The following is a 15,804-nucleotide window of genomic DNA, read 5'->3' on the forward strand; positions in this document are numbered from 1 at the left end:
CCCACCAAGGAAATATCACGTGGCCCTTTTCATCCTACGCAGACTGATACAGAGTCTGTTCGTGCTGCTGGCCGTGTCGGTCGTGGTCTTCTTCGCGGTGTATGCCGTGGGCGACCCGATCGAACTGCTGGTCAGCCCCGAAGCCAGCCAGGCCGCCCGCGAAGCAATGATCGCGCGCCTGGGCCTGGACCTGCCGGTGTGGCAGCAATACACCGGCTTCCTGTGGCGCGCGCTGCATGGCGACCTGGGCACCTCGTTCGTGCACGGCATCCCCGCCATCGAACTGATCGTGCAGCGCATTCCCGCCACCTTCGAGCTGGTCATCCTGGCCATCGGCCTGACCTGTGTGGTCGGCATTCCGCTGGGCCTGGTGGCCGGCCTGTACCGCGACGAGCCCCTGGGCCGCGGCATCATGGGTTCTTCCGTGCTGGGCTTTTCGCTGCCCAACTTCTGGCAGGGCATGATGCTGATCCTGCTGTTCGCCGTCTGGCTGGGCTGGCTGCCGGCCACCGGCCGCGGCGAGACGGTCACCGTGCTGGGCGTGCGCCTGTCGATCCTGACGGCCGACGGCTGGTCGCACCTGATCCTGCCGGCGATCAACCTGGCGCTGGCCAACATCGCCCTGGTACTGCGCCTGACGGCCTCGGGCGTGGTCGAGGCCCGCAGCCAGGACTACGTGAAGTTCGCCCGCGCCAAGGGCGTCAAGCCCGGCCGCATCGTGCGCCGCCACATCCTGCGCAACATCCTGATCCCGGTGGTCACCGTGATCGGCATGGAATTCGGCAGCCTGATCGCCTATTCCACCATCACCGAAACCGTGTTTGCATGGCCCGGCATGGGCAAGCTGCTGATCGACAGCGTCTACCAGCTTGACCGCCCCGTGGTGGTCGCCTACGTGATGCTGGTCACCCTGATCTTCGTGGTCATCAACCTGGTCGTGGACATCCTGTACGCCGCACTCGACCCGCGCGTGCAGCTCGTGACCCCTGCTCAATAACCGCCATGGCTAATCCTCCCAATACCGGCCGCACCCGTACCGTCCAGCCCCTGGCCGATACGCCCAAGCGCGCCTCGATCCTGAAGAAACTGCGGGCCCGTCCCACCGTGCGTGGCTCGGTCATCGCCCTGATCATCCTGATTGTGCTGGTGGTGTTCGCGCCCTACTTCGCGCCGCAGAATCCCTATGACCTGGCCAACCTGTCGCTGATGGACGGCCGCCTGGCGCCGCGCCAGGCGCTGATGGACGGCAGCATCGCCTGGCTCGGCACCGACGACCAGGGCCGCGACATGCTCAGCGCCATCCTGTATGGCCTGCGGATCAGCCTGATGGTGGGCCTGTCCGCCGTGGTGCTGGCCACCGCCGTGGGCGGCGCGGTCGGGCTGGTGGCCGCCTACATCGGCGGCCTGGTCGACACCGTGCTGATGCGCATCGTCGACTTCATCCTGGGCTTTCCGACCATCCTGGTGGCGCTGGTGCTGCTGGTGGTGCTGGGGCGCGGGGTGGACAAGGTGATCCTGGCGCTGGTGCTGGTGCAGTGGGGCCACTACGCCCGCATCATGCGCAGCCGCGCGCTACAGGAACGCCGCAAGGAATACGTCGAGGCCGCCGCCAACCTGGGCTTTCCGGCGTGGCGCATCATGGTGTTCCACCTGCTGCCCAACTGCCTGGGCCCCGTGATGGTGTTCGCCACCATCCAGATCGCCACCGCCATCGCGCTGGAAGCGACGCTGTCGTTCCTGGGGGTGGGCGTGCCCATCACCGAACCGTCGCTGGGCCTGTTGATTTCCAACGGCTTCCAGTACCTGCTGTCGGGCGACTATTGGATCAGCCTGTTCCCGGGCATTGCTTTGCTCGTACTGATCCTCTCCATCAACATCGTAGGCGACCGCCTGCGCGAGAGCCTGGACCCCAAGCGATGAGCGACGTTCTTCTCGAGGTGCGCGGCCTGCGCACCGCATTCCATACCGAAGCCGGCGCGTGGCTGGCGGTCGACGGCGTCGACCTCACGGTGCGCCGTGGCGAAATCGTGGGCCTGGTCGGCGAATCGGGTTCGGGCAAGTCGGTCACCGGCTTCTCGCTGCTGGGTCTGATCGACCCGCCGGGCGAAGTCGTCGACGGCGAGGTCAAGTTCAAGGGCAACGACCTGCGCAAGCTCTCGGAAGAGCAGATGCGCCAGTTGCGCGGCAACCGCATCGCCATGATCTTCCAGGACCCGCTGATGACGCTCAACCCGGTGCTGCGCATCGGCGAGCAGATGATGGAAGCCATCCTGACACACGAAGACGTGCCGCGCGCCCAGGCGCTGGAACGCTGCCGCGAGGCGCTGGCCATGGTCGGCATTCCGTCGCCGGAAAAGCGCCTGAAAAGCTATCCGCACGAGTTCTCGGGCGGCATGCGCCAGCGCGTGGCGATCGCGATCGCCATGCTCAACAAGCCCGACCTGATCATCTGCGACGAGCCCACCACGGCGCTGGACGTCACCATCCAGGGCCAGATCCTGTACCGCATGCAGGAGATCTGCCGCGAACACAACACGGCGCTGATCTGGATCACCCACGACCTGGGCGTGGTGGCCGAGCTGGCCGACCGCGTCGCGGTCATGTACGCCGGCCGCATCGTCGAAAGCGGTCCGGTCGAACAGGTGCTGGACGCGCCCCGCCACCCCTACACCAAGGGCCTGCTCGACTCGATGCCCGGCGCCACCCAGCCGGGCGCGCGCCTGCACCAGATCAACGGCATGGCGCCCAGCCTGGCCGGCCGCCCGTCGGGCTGTGCCTTCCGGCCGCGCTGCGCCCACGCGGTCACGCGCTGCACCGAACAAGCCCCCACCATCACCACCGAAGGTCCGCGCAGCTATCGCTGTTACGTCCCGATCGCCCGCGAGGCCGAGCAAGCATGAGCCAAGCCGATACCCCCGTCATCGAGCTCAAGAACGTCCACAAGCGCTTCGAGCAGCGGCCCGACCTGGCCCAGCGCATCCTGGCCCTGGGCGGCCGCCCCATCGACCGCCGCACCGTCTTCGCCGTCAACGGCGTGGACCTGCGCATCGGCCGCGGCGAAGTCGTCGGCCTGGTCGGCGAGTCCGGCTGTGGCAAGTCCACCCTGGGCCGCGTCGTGGCCGGCCTGCATCGCCAGACCGAAGGCGACCTGCTCTACCAGGGCCAGGACGCCCGCCGCCTGCGCGGCGCCGACAAGCTCGCCTACACGCTGGGCGTGCAGATGATCTTCCAGGACCCGCAGGCCTCGCTGAATCCGCGCCAGCGCCTGCGCCAGATCCTGGGCGAATCGCTCAAGGTGCACAAGCTGGCGCCGCCGGCCGAGATTCCCTCGCGCATCGACCAGGCGCTGACGGAAGTGGGCCTGGACACCGAGTACCGAGACCGCTTCCCGCACCAGATCTCGGGCGGCCAGCGCCAGCGCATCGGCATCGCCCGCGCGCTGATGGTGGCGCCCAAGTTCCTGGTGTGTGACGAACCGGTGGCCGCGCTGGACGTGTCGATCCAGGCGCAGGTGATCAACCTGTTCATGGACCTGCGCGAACAGCACGGCTTCACGTACCTGTTCATCAGCCATGACCTGGGTGTGGTCAAGCACATCTCGGACCGCGTCGCGATCATGTACCTGGGCAAGATTGTCGAGATCTCGACGTCGGCCGAGATTTTCGCGCGCGCCAACCACCCGTACACTCAGGCATTGATGGCCGAGGTGCCGGACGTGGCCCGCCGGGGCCGCAAGTTCACGCCGATCAAGGGCGAAATCCCGTCGCCGCTGAACCCGCCGCCGGGCTGCACCTTCAACCCGCGCTGTCCCCACGCCATGCCGCGCTGCCGCGAGCAGGCGCCGTCCCTGAAAGAAATATCGCCGGGCCACTGGTCGGCCTGCCACCTGAACGAAGCCACCGCCTGAACGCCATGAAACCCTCTGACATGTCCAACAAGGACCGCATCGCCATCGAAATGGGCCATGCGGGCCGCAATACCATCGCCTACATCGACGAAGACCGCAATTCCGACCGTCCGTTCAAGCTGCAGACCTACCGCCCCTACGGCTACACGCCGGACCGCCCGGTGGTGATCGTGCAGCACGGCGTGCTGCGCAACGGCGACGAATACCGCGACTTCTGGGTCGAGGCGGCCGACAAGCACAAGCTGCTGATCGTGGCGCTGACCTTCTCCAACGAGATCTGGCCGGGCGTCGAAAGCTACAACAACGGCCGCGTGTTCTCGGCCGGCGGCAACCCGCGCCACATCGATGGCTGGACGTACGCGCTGGTGGGCAATGTGATCCGCGACATGATCGACGGCGAAATCACCGACGGCCAGAACATCTACCTGTTCGGCCACTCGGCCGGCGGCCAGTTCGTGCACCGCCTGATGAGCAGCCAGTCGCACGCCCCGTTCAAGGCGGTGGCGGCAGGCAACCCGGGCTGGTACACGCTGCCGACGTTCGACTACCCCTTCCCCGAAGGCATGGACGGCGTGGGCCTGACCGAAGAGCACCTGGTCAAGCTGCTGGCGTACCCGATGATGATCATGGCGGGCGACCAGGACATCGCCACCGACGACCCCAACCTGCCGTCGGAACCGGCCGCGATGCGCCAGGGCCCCCACCGTTTCGCGCGCGCCCACAACTACTTCGAAGCCGGCCGCAAGGAAGCCGAACGCCGCGGCGTGCCGTTCAACTGGACGCTGCAAGTGGTGCCCGGCATCGGCCACGACGGCCGCGCGATGTCCGCCGTATGCGCCAGCCTGTGGTTCGACGGCCGCATGCCCGACGACGCCGAACTGGCCCGCCTGGCCGGCCAGCAGGTCGCCTGAACGCTTCCCCCATTTTCCCCGCCGATATTCCCGGATACCGCTATGTCTTCTACCCGTACTGAACAGCTCGTCGCCGGCATTCAAAGCTGGCTGCAATGCGAATCGCCCTCGAACTTCCCCGACGGCATCGCCGCCATGGCCCGCATCATCGCCGACTACGCGGCCGCAGCCGGCCTGACGGTGGAACTGTCGTCGCTGGGCCCCACCACCGGCCCGCTGCTGTACGCGACCAACCGCGCCCCCGGCGACACGCGCCCCGGCATCCTGATCCTGGCGCACATGGACACGGTGCACCCGGTGGGCACGCTGCTCGAAAACCCGGTGCGCATCGACGGCGACCGCCTGTACGGCCCGGGCAGCTACGACATGAAGGCCGGCATCTACCTGGCACTGACGGCGCTGGCAGGCGTGGCCCGTCCCGGTGCGACGCAACTGCCGGTGGATTTCCTGGTGGTGCCTGACGAAGAAACCGGCAGCCATGCCTCGCGCGTGCACATCGAACGTTTCGCGGCCAACGCGAAGTACGCGCTGGTGTGCGAACCGGCCCGCCCGAACGGCGGCAAGTGCGTGACGGCACGCAAGGGCACGGGCATGCTGAACCTGAACGTGAAGGGCCGTCCGGCCCACGCGGGGATGCAGCACGAGAAGGGCCGCAGCGCGATCCGCGAGATGGCGCACCAGGTGCTGGCGCTGGAAGCGATGACGGACTACGAGCGCGGCATCACGGTGAGCGTGGGCACGATCGCAGGCGGCACGGTAACGAACACGGTGCCGGCGCTGTGCCGCTGCGTGGTGGATTTCCGCGTGCCGGACATGGGCGCGGCAGAAGACGTGCTGCGCCGCATGCGCGAACTGTGCGCAGTGGGCCCGGACGTGGAACTGGACATCGACGTGGAACTGAACCGCCCGCCGATGGTAAAGACAGAAGAAGCCGCCGCCCTGCTGGCGCTGGTACAAGGCTACGCAGAACGCGCAGGCTTCCTGCTGGAAGACGCCCCGATGACGGGCGGCGGCAGCGACGCCAACTTCACCTCGGCCATGGGAATCCCGACACTCGATGGTTTGGGTGCAGACGGAGATGGTGCTCATACTTTGAATGAGTACATCTTGGTTTCTACGTTGGAGCAGCGGTTGAAGTTTTGGGAGTTGTTGTTGAAGGATTTGGCTTAAAGGCTTGATGTTTGTTTGATGCGCGGGGGTTTTCTTCTTGAGCCGCGCGTGACGGGGCAGGCGGGTGAGGGCGGGGCTACGATTGCGGTCCGGAGCCTTCGCTCCGGACTGCCCCTTCGTCATCCTCGTCCGCCTTCGGCTCCCTACGGATTCCCTCGGGCGCATCTACACGCCCCGCCCTCACCCGCCTGCCCCGTCACACGCTCTTGATGAGGATTAGTCACGGCATCTGGGGTGGTCAGTGTGCTTGGCATGTTAGCCACCATCAGGGGGGGTTGGCGGGGTGGGACGGTGCCCGCCTCGTGCCGGCCGCGCGGGCGGCCTTACGAGGCTTACGCGGCGTCTTGCGTGCACCGATGCCGCTCTCGCGCTTGCGGGGATCGTGCGCGTTTTGATCATCTGCTGAATTGCCCGCCACCGGCCACCGGTCTTCTAGCGGCGCGGATGCCGTGGCGTTCCACACCCATGTGCAACGCCCGATGGGCGGCGCGCGAGACAGTCAGCATGCGCAAACCAGTGCCTGCTCGCGCCGCCCATCACCGCCCCCTCCCCCCTGACTGCGAACCACTAGAAAGCCAATCTCCAACAGCGCGAAGCGCCGTCGCAACACTTTCCAGCAACGCAATGCCAAACGTGGTCGCCCGCGCGGCCGCGGCTTGGCGACCCCGCAGATTCCATTCCCTGCACACAGGTCGAGCAACGCAACGACCCGAGACACTCGTAGTCCCTGGCGGCGGTGGCATGCGGGGCGGGCAACCTCGATGCGCCCGACGGAATCCGTAGGGAGCCGAAGGCGTACGAGGATGAGGACGGGGAAGTCCGGCGCCCGCGCGCCGGACCGCAATCGTGGGCGCCCGCCCCGCATGCCACCGCCGCCAGGGACGACCCACGAAGTACGAAGCCCCCAAGACACAAACAACCTGGCCTAGAATATTCCCCCAAGAGAACCCCAAAAAAGAACCACAACAGAACTCAGCAAGAACCATGTCCCAAGCCACTCAAACCAGCGCCATCGCCTACGGCCTAGCCACTATTGCCGCCGACGGCACCGTTCTTGATACTTGGTATCCGCGCCCCTCCCTGGCCGACAACTCGCCCGCCGGCGGCACTCGCCACCTGACCCCTGAAGAAGCCCGCGCCGCCCTCGGTGAACACGTGCCGACGTCTCTTGGCCGCGACACCCGCCGGAAAGTCGATATCGTGGCCGTGCGTACCGCCATCGCTTCGCTCGATGCGCCGCCCGCCGATGCGCATGATGCTTATCTGCGCCTGCATTTGCTCAGTCATCGGCTCATCCGGCCGCACGGCGCCAACCTGGATGGTTTGTTCAATGTGTTGGCCAATGTCGCCTGGACGTCGGTCGGGCCTTGCGCCGTCGATCAGGTCGACGCCCTGCGTTGGCAACTGCGCGCCACCGGGCAGGTGCTGGAGATTCGCGGCGTCGACAAGATTCCGCGCATGACCGACTACGTCGTGCCGGCGGGCGTGCGCATTGCCGATACCGCGCGCGTGCGGCTCGGTGCGCATCTGGCCGCGGGCACCACCGTGCTGCACGAAGGGTTCTGCAACTTCAATGCCGGCACCCTGGGGGCTTCCATGGTCGAAGGCCGCATCAGTGCAGGGGTCATCGTCGATGATGGCACCGACGTCGGCGGCGGCGCTTCCATCATGGGCACCATGTCCGGTGGCGGCAAACAGGTCGTTGCCATCGGCAAGCGCTGCCTGCTCGGCGCCAACTCGGGCATCGGCATCTCGTTGGGCGATGACTGCGTCGTCGAAGCGGGTTGCTATGTCACTGCCGGCACGCGCGTACTGACGCCCGAAGGGGCCGTGGTCAAGGCCGTCGAATTGGCTGGGCAGCATGGGCTGCTGTTCCGTCGCAACTCGCAGACCGGCGCGGTCGAAACACTGGTGCGCACCGCAGCGTGGGGCACGCTCAACCCGGCCCTGCATACGGGCCATTGATCCGCGCGGCGAACGCCGCGCCCCCACGACACAAGGGCCGCTTTCGCGGCCCTTGGTGCTTCGGGGATTGCGCGATGCGCCTGGCGAGTGACGCCAGAGGCATCCAGGCCGTCAGGCCGATGCCGCTTGCGCCGTTTCACCCAGGCGGTCGTAGACCAGGTTCACGAACAGGTCCGAACTGAGGATGCGCGCCGCGGGGCACGAGAACACCGTGGCGCCGTCGTCGGTGCGCAGGCTGACCGTTTCGGTCCAGTCGTTCAGGTCGATGCGTTGCAGCGATTCGTAGGGCCAGGTGTCGGCGCCGATGTGCAGGCCTTCGGCCGACAGGGCCAGTTCGCGCGTGGTCAGGTCGGGGAAATCGCCGCCGTCCAGCGTGCGGAATGCCACCTTCGCGCCATCGGCCAGGCGGGCTTCGAGCACCGGCAGGCGCTGGTCGACCAGGCGCGAGCGGAAGGCATCCATGAAGCGGGGGAATTCGGCGATGTCGCCCGGCACCAGGGTCCAGCCGGGTTCGGCGCGGCTGCGGTAGGCGAAGCGGTCGATGCCATCGGGGCCGGTTTGCGCGCCGGGGGCAGACAAGTACAGGTCGGAGATGTCGGCGAAGGCGGTGTAGTAGCGTTCGCCGTCTTGCTGGCGGACGATGCCGCGCTCGTGCAATTCAAAGCAATCCGGGGTGCTCCCCGTGTCTACAAACACCGCCAATGCATCAGGAGCCTGCGGGGTTTTGTCATCAGTCATGCAACTTCCTTATTGGAATCAGGGTGCTTTCGCGGCCCAGGAACGTCGCAAAGTCATGCGATACGCATTCTCCCCCATATCGGCAAAGCGTGCTTGATGACCCCGTTTTAGCGACCAGATGCGGCAATAACGGGGTCAGGCGCGTATCAGCCGTTGCATCGCCTGCGGCGATTGGCCGAATGCGCGCAGGAAGGCCTTGCGCATGCGGTCGCGGTCGCCGAAGCCCGTCTCGCGCGCGACCACCTCGGCCGGATGGCGGCCGGACTGCATCATGCCCTGCGCGGCCTCCAGCCGCAGGTGTTCCACCGCCTTGGCGGGCGATTGGCCGGTTTCCAGGCGAAAGACTCGGCTGAACTGGCGCGGGCTCAAGTGCGCGGCGCGAGCCAGTTCGTCGACCGACAGTTCGGCCTTCAGGTTGGCCTTGGCGTAAGCCAGCGCCGTCTGCACCCGGTCGGACTTGGCGTCCAGTTCCAGCAACGCGGAATACTGCGACTGGCCGCCCGCGCGGCGCTGTGTCAGCACCAGCTTGCGCGCCACCATGCGGGCCACGTCCGCGCCCAGATCGGCTTCCACCATCGCCAGCGCCAGGTCCACGCCTGCGCTCATGCCCGCCGAGGTCCAGATCGGGCCATCGGCCACGTAGATGCGATCTTCGTCCACCTGCACGCCGGGGTATTCGCGCTGCAACCGCCGCGCGAAGTGCCAGTGCGTGGTGACGCGGCGCCCTTCCAGCAGGCCGGCCTGCGCCAGGATGAAGGCGCCGGTGCACATGGCGGCGCAGCGGCGCACGCGCTTGCTGGCGGCCTGCAAGGCGCGCAGCAGACCTTCGGACGCCCCTGCGCCGGTGTTGTCGCCGGCCACGATCAGCGTGTCGAACGTGCGCCGGCCCAGCTTGGTGGAATCCACCGAAAAGCCCTGTGAGCTGGGCACCGGACCGCCGTGCTCGGACACCAGCGTCACCCGGTACTGCACCGACCCCAGGTGCATGTTGACCGTTTCGAAGACGGAACTGGCGGCCAGGCTCAGAACCTGGAAACCGGGGTGCAGCACGATCGCGATCGTTTTCATGGAGAGGCCTGCAAACAGAAGAAAAGGCCTGGCTCAGGCCCGGATTCGACTGATTTAGTCGGATGTCCTAAAAAGACGTTTCTATGTCATTGAGGATATTTCCTGCCAATTCTACTCTGCATGGGTACCGGCGGCATCCACCGCCTTTCTCTCGGAGCCAACATGAGCAATACCCCCCTGAATCACACCCTCGGCCGCGCCCTGGTCACCGGCGCCTCGACCGGTATCGGCGCACGCTACGCGCATCACCTGGCCCGCCGCGGCCACGACCTGACGCTGGTGGCGCGCAACGCCGCCCGGCTGGAAGCATTGGCCGCGCGCCTGCGCGCCGAAACCGGCCGCGACGTACGCGTATTGCCCGCTGACCTGGCCGATGCCGATGGTCTGGCCCGGGTGGCGCGTGAACTGCGTGAAGACGAATCGCTGACCGTGCTGGTGAACAACGCCGGTATCGGCTCGGTGGCGCCGCTGCTGCAATCGGACCCCGACCAGATGCAGGCCATGATCGACCTGAACGTCAGCGCGTTGACGCGCCTGACCATGGCGGCGGTGCCGGGGTTCGTCGCGCGCGGCAATGGCACGCTGATCAACATCGCGTCGGTCGTGGCGCTGCATCCGGAACTGCTCAACGGCGTCTATGGCGCCAGCAAGGCCTATGTGCTGGCGTATTCGCAATCGCTGCGCCACGAACTGGCCGACAAGGGCGTGCGCATCCAGGCCGTGCTGCCTGGCGCCACCGGCACCGACTTCTGGGATCTGGCGGGGAAGCCGGCCAGCGAATTGCCGGCCGCCATCGTGATGAGCGCCGACGACATGGTGCAGGCCGCGCTGGCCGGCCTGGACCAGGGCGAATTCGTGACCATTCCCGCCTTGGGCGAAGCGGCCTTGTGGCAGCGCCTGGAAGACGCGCGCCAGGCGCTGGGCCCGGAACTGTCTCGCAACGCGCCCGCGGCCCGCTATGGCGTTCAGGCGCCCGGCGCCACCGGCACGAACGGGTAATGCTCCACCCGGCCGTGCGCCGCGATGATGGCGGTGGCCTCGGGCACTTCTTCCCAGGCCCCCGGCATCTCGGTCAACGGCTCGGACAGCAGCAGGAAGGCGTTGTCGTCCAGCGACGCGATCTGCGGATCATCCGGATACAGCTGACGCAGGTGCTGCACGCAGGTGTTGTGAAACAGCGTGCGCGATTCGCGTTCGCTGGAATAGCGCACCGCGATCAGCCGTTCGCCGTCCAGGGCGCAGACCGTCATGTTGATGGGCTGCGCCACGCCATGACGCCGGCCGGTCTCTTCGACCGCACCGACCATGCGCGCCAGCGCCGGCAGCGCGTCTTCTTCCAGGCCGAACGTCAGCGCCAGCAGGAACATCACCTCGGAATCGGTCGACCCTTCCAGTGACCCGAAATAGCTCGGCGCGATCATCAGCATCAGGTCGCGCCGAAGCAGCGGATAGTCGCGGATGACGCCGTTGTGCACGAACAGCCAGTTGCCGTGGCGAAACGGGTGGCAGTTGGTTTCCTGGGCCGGGGTGTCGGTGGCGGCGCGGATGTGCGCCACGAACAGCGGCGCGTGGATGGCGCGCGCCGCTTCGCGCAGGTTGCGGTCGTTCCAGGCGGGATGCACGCTGCGGTAGCGGAACGGCGGCTCTTGGGGCGGGCTTGCCTGGGGTGCACCATTCGGTGCTTGGCCATTCGGGTGGCGGCCGCCCCGCGGCGGGCTGTACCAGCCCAGGCCGAAGCCGTCGCCATTGGTGGTGGTGACGCTCATGCGTGCGTGCAGGCTCTGGTCGATCAGAGAGTGCTTGGCCTTGAACAGCACGCTCTCCATTTGCAGGGGACTACCGGTGTAAGCGAGCCAGCGGCACATGATGCGCTCCTTCAAGACAGGCCCGGCGCGGGGCCTTGGCGATACGTCCCAGTGTAAGCGGCGTGCAATTTTCTACAAGCCCGCCTGCCGCCGGATTGGCATAGTGGGCATTCGCCTTATCCGCCAGAGAGCCTTGCCTTGGACACTTCCCCCCCGTTTTCCCCGCAGCTGGGCTTTTCCAGCGACAACATCGCCGGCGCCAGCCCGCAAGTCCTGGATGCGCTGCTGCGCGCCAATGAGGGACAGGCCCAACCCTATGGCGCCGACGACGCCAGCCAGCGCGTGGCCCGACAACTGGCCGAGATTTTCGAACGCGAGGTCGAGGTGTTGCTGGTGCCCACCGGCACCGCGGCCAATTCGCTGGCGCTGTCCGTGCTGACGCCGCCGTGGGGCAGCGTGCTGTGCCACGCGCAAAGCCATATCGCCAACGACGAATGCGGCGCGCCGCAGTTCTACACCAGCGGCGCCCGCCTGACGCTGCTCGATGGCGACGCCGCCAAGATCGACCCGGCGCAGCTCGCCGTCGAAGTGCGCCGCAAGGTCGGCGACGTGCACTCCATGCAGCCCGCCTGCGTCAGCATCACCCAGGCGACTGAAACCGGAAGCGTCTACACGCTGGCGGAGATCGCCGCGATCAGCGAGATCTGCCGGGGCGCCGGCTTGCCCCTGCACATGGACGGCGCACGCTTTGCCAACGCGCTGGTCAGCCTGGGCTGCACCCCCGCCGAGATGACCTGGAAGGCGGGCGTCAAGGCGCTGTCGTTCGGCGCCACCAAGAACGGCGTGCTGGGCGCGGAAGCCATCGTGCTGTTCGAACCGGGCCTGGCCACCGAGCTGGCCTACCGGCGCAAGCGCGGCGGCCACCTGTTCTCGAAAATGCGCCTGCTGTCGGCCCAGATGGAAGCCTACCTGGACGACGGCCTGTGGCTGCGCAACGCGCGCCAGGCCAACGCCATGGCGGCTCGCCTGGCCGCCGGCATGGCCGACCTGCCGGGCGTGCAAACGCAAGGGCCGGTACAGGCCAATATCCTGTTCTGCCGCCTGCCCGCTGCGGCCATCGAAGGCCTGCTCGCACAGGGCTTTCGCTTCTATCACGATCGCTGGGGCCCTGGCGTGGTGCGCCTGGTCACCTCGTTCGCCACGCGTGAGCAGGACGTGGACCATTTCCTGGCGGCGCTGCGCGAACAGTGCCGGTAGGGCTTCGTATCGGGGCTACGCTGCGCGCCGAAACGCCGACGGCGCCACGCCGTAGGCCGTGCGAAACGCGCGGTTGAAGTGGCTTTGATCGTAGAAGCCCACGTCGGCCGCGACCTGCGCGATCGACGCCTGCGCGCGCGCCAGCACCGCGCAGGCCCGCTCCAGGCGCAGCCGCGTCAGCCAGGCATGCGGGGTCAGGCCGACCGATAGCGCGAAGCGCCGCAGGAACTGGTAGCGGCTCAGGCCGCACAGCCGCGCCAGGTCTTGCAGGCTGATCTTGTCGGCCAGGTGGGCCTGGCAGTAATCCAGCACCTGGCGCGTATGCACGGCCGACAGGCCGCCGCGGATATCCTGCGGCGCCACGGCGCCGGTGCGGGCGAACAAGGCGCCCATCAGCGCCAGCGATACGGATTCATGCGCCAGCGGACCGGAAGGCGCGCCATCCATCCACGAGGCGTGCAATGCCATGAAGCGGGCCGACAGCCGCGCATCTTCGAGCAGCGTGCCCGTGAAGCGCTCGTCAGGCCCCGCCCCCGAGACTTCGGCGATGAAACCGCGCATCAGGTCCGGCGCGATGCGGAAGGTCTTCAGCGTATAGCTGTGGCCGTAGTCGTCCACGCCGGTGCCGTCATGAATCTCGCCGGGCGGCATCAACGCCACCGCGCCCGGCCCCAGCAGGATGCTCTGGCCGCCGAAGGTCTGGCGCTGCACGCCCTGGGTCACCAGGCCGATGTGGTAATCCACGTGGTAGTGCCGGTCGAACTGGAATTCGCACAGGCGCGCCACGCCCAGCACCAGGCCCGGCGTGCCCGCCACCGGTTGATATCGAACGTCGTCCTTCATGGATAGCGCCATGGTGCAAAGCGGCAGGTATAAGCCCGCAAGCCGCCCTCCGTCATGTAATTTATTGCGGCGCTACTTCTTGAGCAACGCCTTGAGCATGGCCATGCGCTCTTTGGGATTCATGGCGGCCGTGGTTTCGTCTTCCTGCACGGTCGGGTCATCCAGCCCCATTTCCTCGATGAAGCGCGACGGCTCGCGCACCACGTCTTCGCGCGCCCGGCGGCGGCGCTTGCACCAGCTGAGGTTCAGGCTGCGCTGCGCCCGCGTGATGCCCACGTACATCAGGCGGCGTTCTTCCTGGATGCGGGTGGCCAGGTTCTCGGCGGCGCGGGCCGGGTCGCCGTCTTCGTCGTCCTTGCCCAGGTGCGGCAGCAGGCCTTCCTCGACGCCGGCCAGGTACACGTGCGGATACTCCAGCCCCTTGGACGCGTGCAGGGTCGACATCTTGACCGCGTCCGGCTCTTCTTCTTCGCCGCGTTCCAGCATGGTGACCAGCGCCACGTGCTGCACCAGGTCGAACAGCGACATGTTGTCTTCTTCGGCCTTGCGCTTGAGCCAGCCGGTCAGTTCCAGCACGTTCTGCCAGCGCGTCTGCGCGGGCCGTTCGTCGAACAGTTCGAACAGGTGGCGTTCGTACTGGATTGCCTGCACCAGGTCGTCCAGGATGACGCCGGCCGGTTCGGCCGGCGCGGCGTCCTTGCCCGACGTGGCGCCACGGCCGGCGCGCCACTGCATGCGGCGGATGAATTCGGTAAAGGTGCGCAGGGGTTCCAGCTGACGCGGGGCCAGCTGGCTTTCCAGGCCGGTTTCTTCCACCGCCGCCAGCATCGAGAGCTCGCGGCTGGCGGCGTATTGGCCCAGCGTCTGCAGCGTGGCCTGGCCGATGCCGCGCTTGGGCGTGGTGGCGGCGCGGATGAAGGCCGGGTCGTCATCGTCGTTGGCCAGCAGGCGCAGGTACGACAGCACGTCGCGCACTTCGGCCTTGTCGAAAAAGCTCTGCCCGCCCGAGATCGTGTACGGAATCTTCAGGTTGCGCAGCGCCTGCTCCAGGATGCGCGACTGGTGGTTGCCGCGATACAGGATGGCGAAGTCCTTCCACTGGGCCTGGCGCTCGAAGCGCGAGGCCGAGATCTTCATGGCGATGGACTCGGCTTCCTGCTCTTCGCCGTCCATCGGCGACACCAGGATCGGCTCGCCCACGCCCAGGTCCGACCACAGCTTCTTGTCGAACAGCTTGGGATTCTTTTCGATCACCTGGTTGGCCGCGGCCAGGATGCGCTGCACCGACCGGTAGTTCTGCTCCAGCTTGATGAGCTTGAGGTTCGGGTAGTCGGTCGTGAGCTTGGCCAGGTTCTCGATGGTGGCGCCGCGCCAGGCATAGATGGCCTGGTCGTCGTCGCCCACCGCCGTGAACATGGCGCGCGGGCCGGTCAGCAGCTGCACCAGTCGGTACTGGCACACGTTGGTGTCCTGGTATTCGTCCACCAGCAGATAGCGCACGCGGTTCTGCCAGCGGGTGCGCACTTCTTCGTTGTTGGCCAGCAGCATCGCCGGGATGCGGATCAGGTCGTCGAAATCCACCGCCTGGTAGGCGGCCAGCGTGGCGGCATAGCTGCGGTAGACATTGGCGGCCTCGACGTCGCCCGGCGTGATGGCTTCGCGCGCGGCATCGTCCGGCTCCATCAGCGCGTTCTTCCACAGCGAGATGATGCCCTGCACGTGGCGCAGACGGCCCTTGTCGGTAGTGGCCAGCAGTTCCTGGATGATCGCCATGGCGTCATCGGCATCCAGGATGGAAAACGTGGGTTTCAGGCCGGCATTGCGGGCCTCTTCGCGCAGCATCTTCACGCCCAGCGAGTGGAAGGTGCTGATGGTCAGGCCTTTGCCCAGCTTGCGGTCGACCAGCGTCTTGACGCGCTCGTCCATCTCGCGCGCGGCCTTGTTGGTGAAGGTCAGCGCCACCACGTTGCGGCCCATGTAACCGCATTCACGCAGCAGGTAGGCGATCTTCTGGGTGATCACGCGCGTCTTGCCGCTGCCGGCGCCGGCCAGCACCAGGCAGGGGCCGTCCAGGTACAGCACCGCTTCTTTCTGCGCGGGGTTCAGGCCGTGGCCAATGGGTTCGCTTGCGGACATGGTG

At 67.0% G+C, this 15,804-nt stretch carries 14 protein-coding genes; 9 read left to right on the forward strand and 5 right to left on the reverse strand.

Translation table 11 applies throughout. From position 1 onward, the window contains the following. Window positions 1-19 precede the first annotated feature (19 nt). The 7 genes from U858_RS0124255 (at window position 20) to dapD (ending at window position 7,953) form a co-directional block, all read left to right on the forward strand. On the forward strand, window positions 20-997 hold the full coding sequence (locus U858_RS0124255; protein ID WP_025139725.1) for an ABC transporter permease: 978 nt from the start codon (window positions 20-22) through the stop codon (window positions 995-997). A gap of 5 nt (window positions 998-1,002) precedes the next feature. Next, entirely contained in the window at window positions 1,003-1,920 is a 918-nt protein-coding gene (locus U858_RS0124260; protein WP_025139726.1) for an ABC transporter permease, read from the forward strand. After that, window positions 1,917-2,900, forward strand: a complete 984-nt coding sequence (locus tag U858_RS0124265; RefSeq protein WP_025139727.1) for an ABC transporter ATP-binding protein — start codon at window positions 1,917-1,919, stop codon at window positions 2,898-2,900. Before U858_RS0124260 ends, U858_RS0124265 begins: the two co-directional genes overlap by 4 nt. After that, on the forward strand, window positions 2,897-3,907 hold the full coding sequence (locus U858_RS0124270) for an ABC transporter ATP-binding protein (RefSeq protein WP_025139728.1): 1,011 nt from the start codon (window positions 2,897-2,899) through the stop codon (window positions 3,905-3,907). The genes U858_RS0124265 and U858_RS0124270 overlap by 4 nt, the downstream gene beginning before the upstream one ends. Before the next feature lie 5 nt (window positions 3,908-3,912). Then, complete coding sequence (locus U858_RS0124275; RefSeq protein ID WP_025139729.1) at window positions 3,913-4,818, forward strand: hydrolase; 906 nt, start codon at window positions 3,913-3,915, stop codon at window positions 4,816-4,818. Window positions 4,819-4,860: 42 nt separating this feature from the next. Next, the gene (locus U858_RS0124280) at window positions 4,861-5,988 is read left to right on the forward strand and encodes a M20 family metallopeptidase (RefSeq protein WP_025139730.1); all 1,128 of its coding nucleotides are present in this window, start codon (window positions 4,861-4,863) and stop codon (window positions 5,986-5,988) included. Window positions 5,989-6,972: 984 nt separating this feature from the next. Next, the gene (dapD, locus tag U858_RS0124285) at window positions 6,973-7,953 is read left to right on the forward strand and encodes a 2,3,4,5-tetrahydropyridine-2,6-dicarboxylate N-succinyltransferase (RefSeq protein ID WP_025139731.1); all 981 of its coding nucleotides are present in this window, start codon (window positions 6,973-6,975) and stop codon (window positions 7,951-7,953) included. A 111-nt stretch (window positions 7,954-8,064) separates the two neighbouring features. Here dapD and U858_RS0124290 read toward each other — a convergent pair whose 3' ends face one another. Together U858_RS0124290 and U858_RS0124295 are read right to left on the reverse strand one after the other, a co-directional pair. Beyond that, on the reverse strand, window positions 8,065-8,691 hold the full coding sequence (locus U858_RS0124290; RefSeq protein ID WP_025139732.1) for a hypothetical protein: 627 nt from the start codon (window positions 8,689-8,691) through the stop codon (window positions 8,065-8,067). Window positions 8,692-8,826: 135 nt separating this feature from the next. After that, a complete protein-coding gene (locus U858_RS0124295; protein WP_025139733.1) occupies window positions 8,827-9,759 on the reverse strand; it encodes a GlxA family transcriptional regulator in 933 nt (310 codons plus the stop codon). Window positions 9,760-9,921: 162 nt separating this feature from the next. On the opposite strand from U858_RS0124295, the gene U858_RS0124300 reads away from it, so the two are divergent. Beyond that, window positions 9,922-10,758, forward strand: coding sequence for an SDR family oxidoreductase (locus U858_RS0124300; RefSeq protein WP_025139734.1), 837 nt, complete (start codon window positions 9,922-9,924; stop codon window positions 10,756-10,758). Here the strand turns inward: U858_RS0124300 and U858_RS0124305 are convergent. Then, a complete protein-coding gene (locus tag U858_RS0124305; RefSeq protein WP_025139735.1) occupies window positions 10,725-11,624 on the reverse strand; it encodes a class II glutamine amidotransferase in 900 nt (299 codons plus the stop codon). The genes U858_RS0124300 and U858_RS0124305 overlap by 34 nt on opposite strands. 138 nt (window positions 11,625-11,762) lie before the next feature. On the opposite strand from U858_RS0124305, the gene U858_RS0124310 reads away from it, so the two are divergent. After that, the gene (locus tag U858_RS0124310; RefSeq protein ID WP_025139736.1) at window positions 11,763-12,821 is read left to right on the forward strand and encodes a low specificity L-threonine aldolase; all 1,059 of its coding nucleotides are present in this window, start codon (window positions 11,763-11,765) and stop codon (window positions 12,819-12,821) included. A gap of 15 nt (window positions 12,822-12,836) precedes the next feature. Here U858_RS0124310 and U858_RS0124315 read toward each other — a convergent pair whose 3' ends face one another. Further along, window positions 12,837-13,664 carry an AraC family transcriptional regulator gene (locus U858_RS0124315; RefSeq protein WP_025139737.1) on the reverse strand — a complete coding sequence of 276 codons (828 nt, stop codon included), beginning with the start codon at window positions 13,662-13,664 and terminating at the stop codon, window positions 12,837-12,839. Window positions 13,665-13,736: 72 nt separating this feature from the next. Then, window positions 13,737-15,800: a UvrD-helicase domain-containing protein gene (locus tag U858_RS0124320; RefSeq protein ID WP_025139738.1), complete on the reverse strand. Its 2,064-nt coding sequence runs from the start codon at window positions 15,798-15,800 to the stop codon at window positions 13,737-13,739. Window positions 15,801-15,804: the final 4 nt, after the last annotated feature.

The organism is Achromobacter sp. DH1f (assembly GCF_000633435.1).
Lineage (GTDB): Bacteria > Pseudomonadota > Gammaproteobacteria > Burkholderiales > Burkholderiaceae_B > Achromobacter > Achromobacter deleyi.

What these genes read in the sequence shown, in the direction of transcription:
- U858_RS0124320 (WP_025139738.1), bottom strand. Translation starts at nt 15,800, where the DNA reads ATGTCCGCAAGCGAACCCATTGGCCACGGCCTGAACCCCGCGCAGAAA.
- U858_RS0124290 (WP_025139732.1), bottom strand. Translation starts at nt 8,691, where the DNA reads ATGACTGATGACAAAACCCCGCAGGCTCCTGATGCATTGGCGGTGTTT.
- U858_RS0124305 (WP_025139735.1), bottom strand. Translation starts at nt 11,624, where the DNA reads ATGTGCCGCTGGCTCGCTTACACCGGTAGTCCCCTGCAAATGGAGAGC.
- U858_RS0124295 (WP_025139733.1), bottom strand. Translation starts at nt 9,759, where the DNA reads ATGAAAACGATCGCGATCGTGCTGCACCCCGGTTTCCAGGTTCTGAGC.
- U858_RS0124300 (WP_025139734.1), top strand. Translation starts at nt 9,922, where the DNA reads ATGAGCAATACCCCCCTGAATCACACCCTCGGCCGCGCCCTGGTCACC.
- U858_RS0124270 (WP_025139728.1), top strand. Translation starts at nt 2,897, where the DNA reads ATGAGCCAAGCCGATACCCCCGTCATCGAGCTCAAGAACGTCCACAAG.
- dapD (WP_025139731.1), top strand. Translation starts at nt 6,973, where the DNA reads ATGTCCCAAGCCACTCAAACCAGCGCCATCGCCTACGGCCTAGCCACT.
- U858_RS0124275 (WP_025139729.1), top strand. Translation starts at nt 3,913, where the DNA reads ATGAAACCCTCTGACATGTCCAACAAGGACCGCATCGCCATCGAAATG.
- U858_RS0124265 (WP_025139727.1), top strand. Translation starts at nt 1,917, where the DNA reads ATGAGCGACGTTCTTCTCGAGGTGCGCGGCCTGCGCACCGCATTCCAT.
- U858_RS0124260 (WP_025139726.1), top strand. Translation starts at nt 1,003, where the DNA reads ATGGCTAATCCTCCCAATACCGGCCGCACCCGTACCGTCCAGCCCCTG.
- U858_RS0124315 (WP_025139737.1), bottom strand. Translation starts at nt 13,664, where the DNA reads ATGAAGGACGACGTTCGATATCAACCGGTGGCGGGCACGCCGGGCCTG.
- U858_RS0124280 (WP_025139730.1), top strand. Translation starts at nt 4,861, where the DNA reads ATGTCTTCTACCCGTACTGAACAGCTCGTCGCCGGCATTCAAAGCTGG.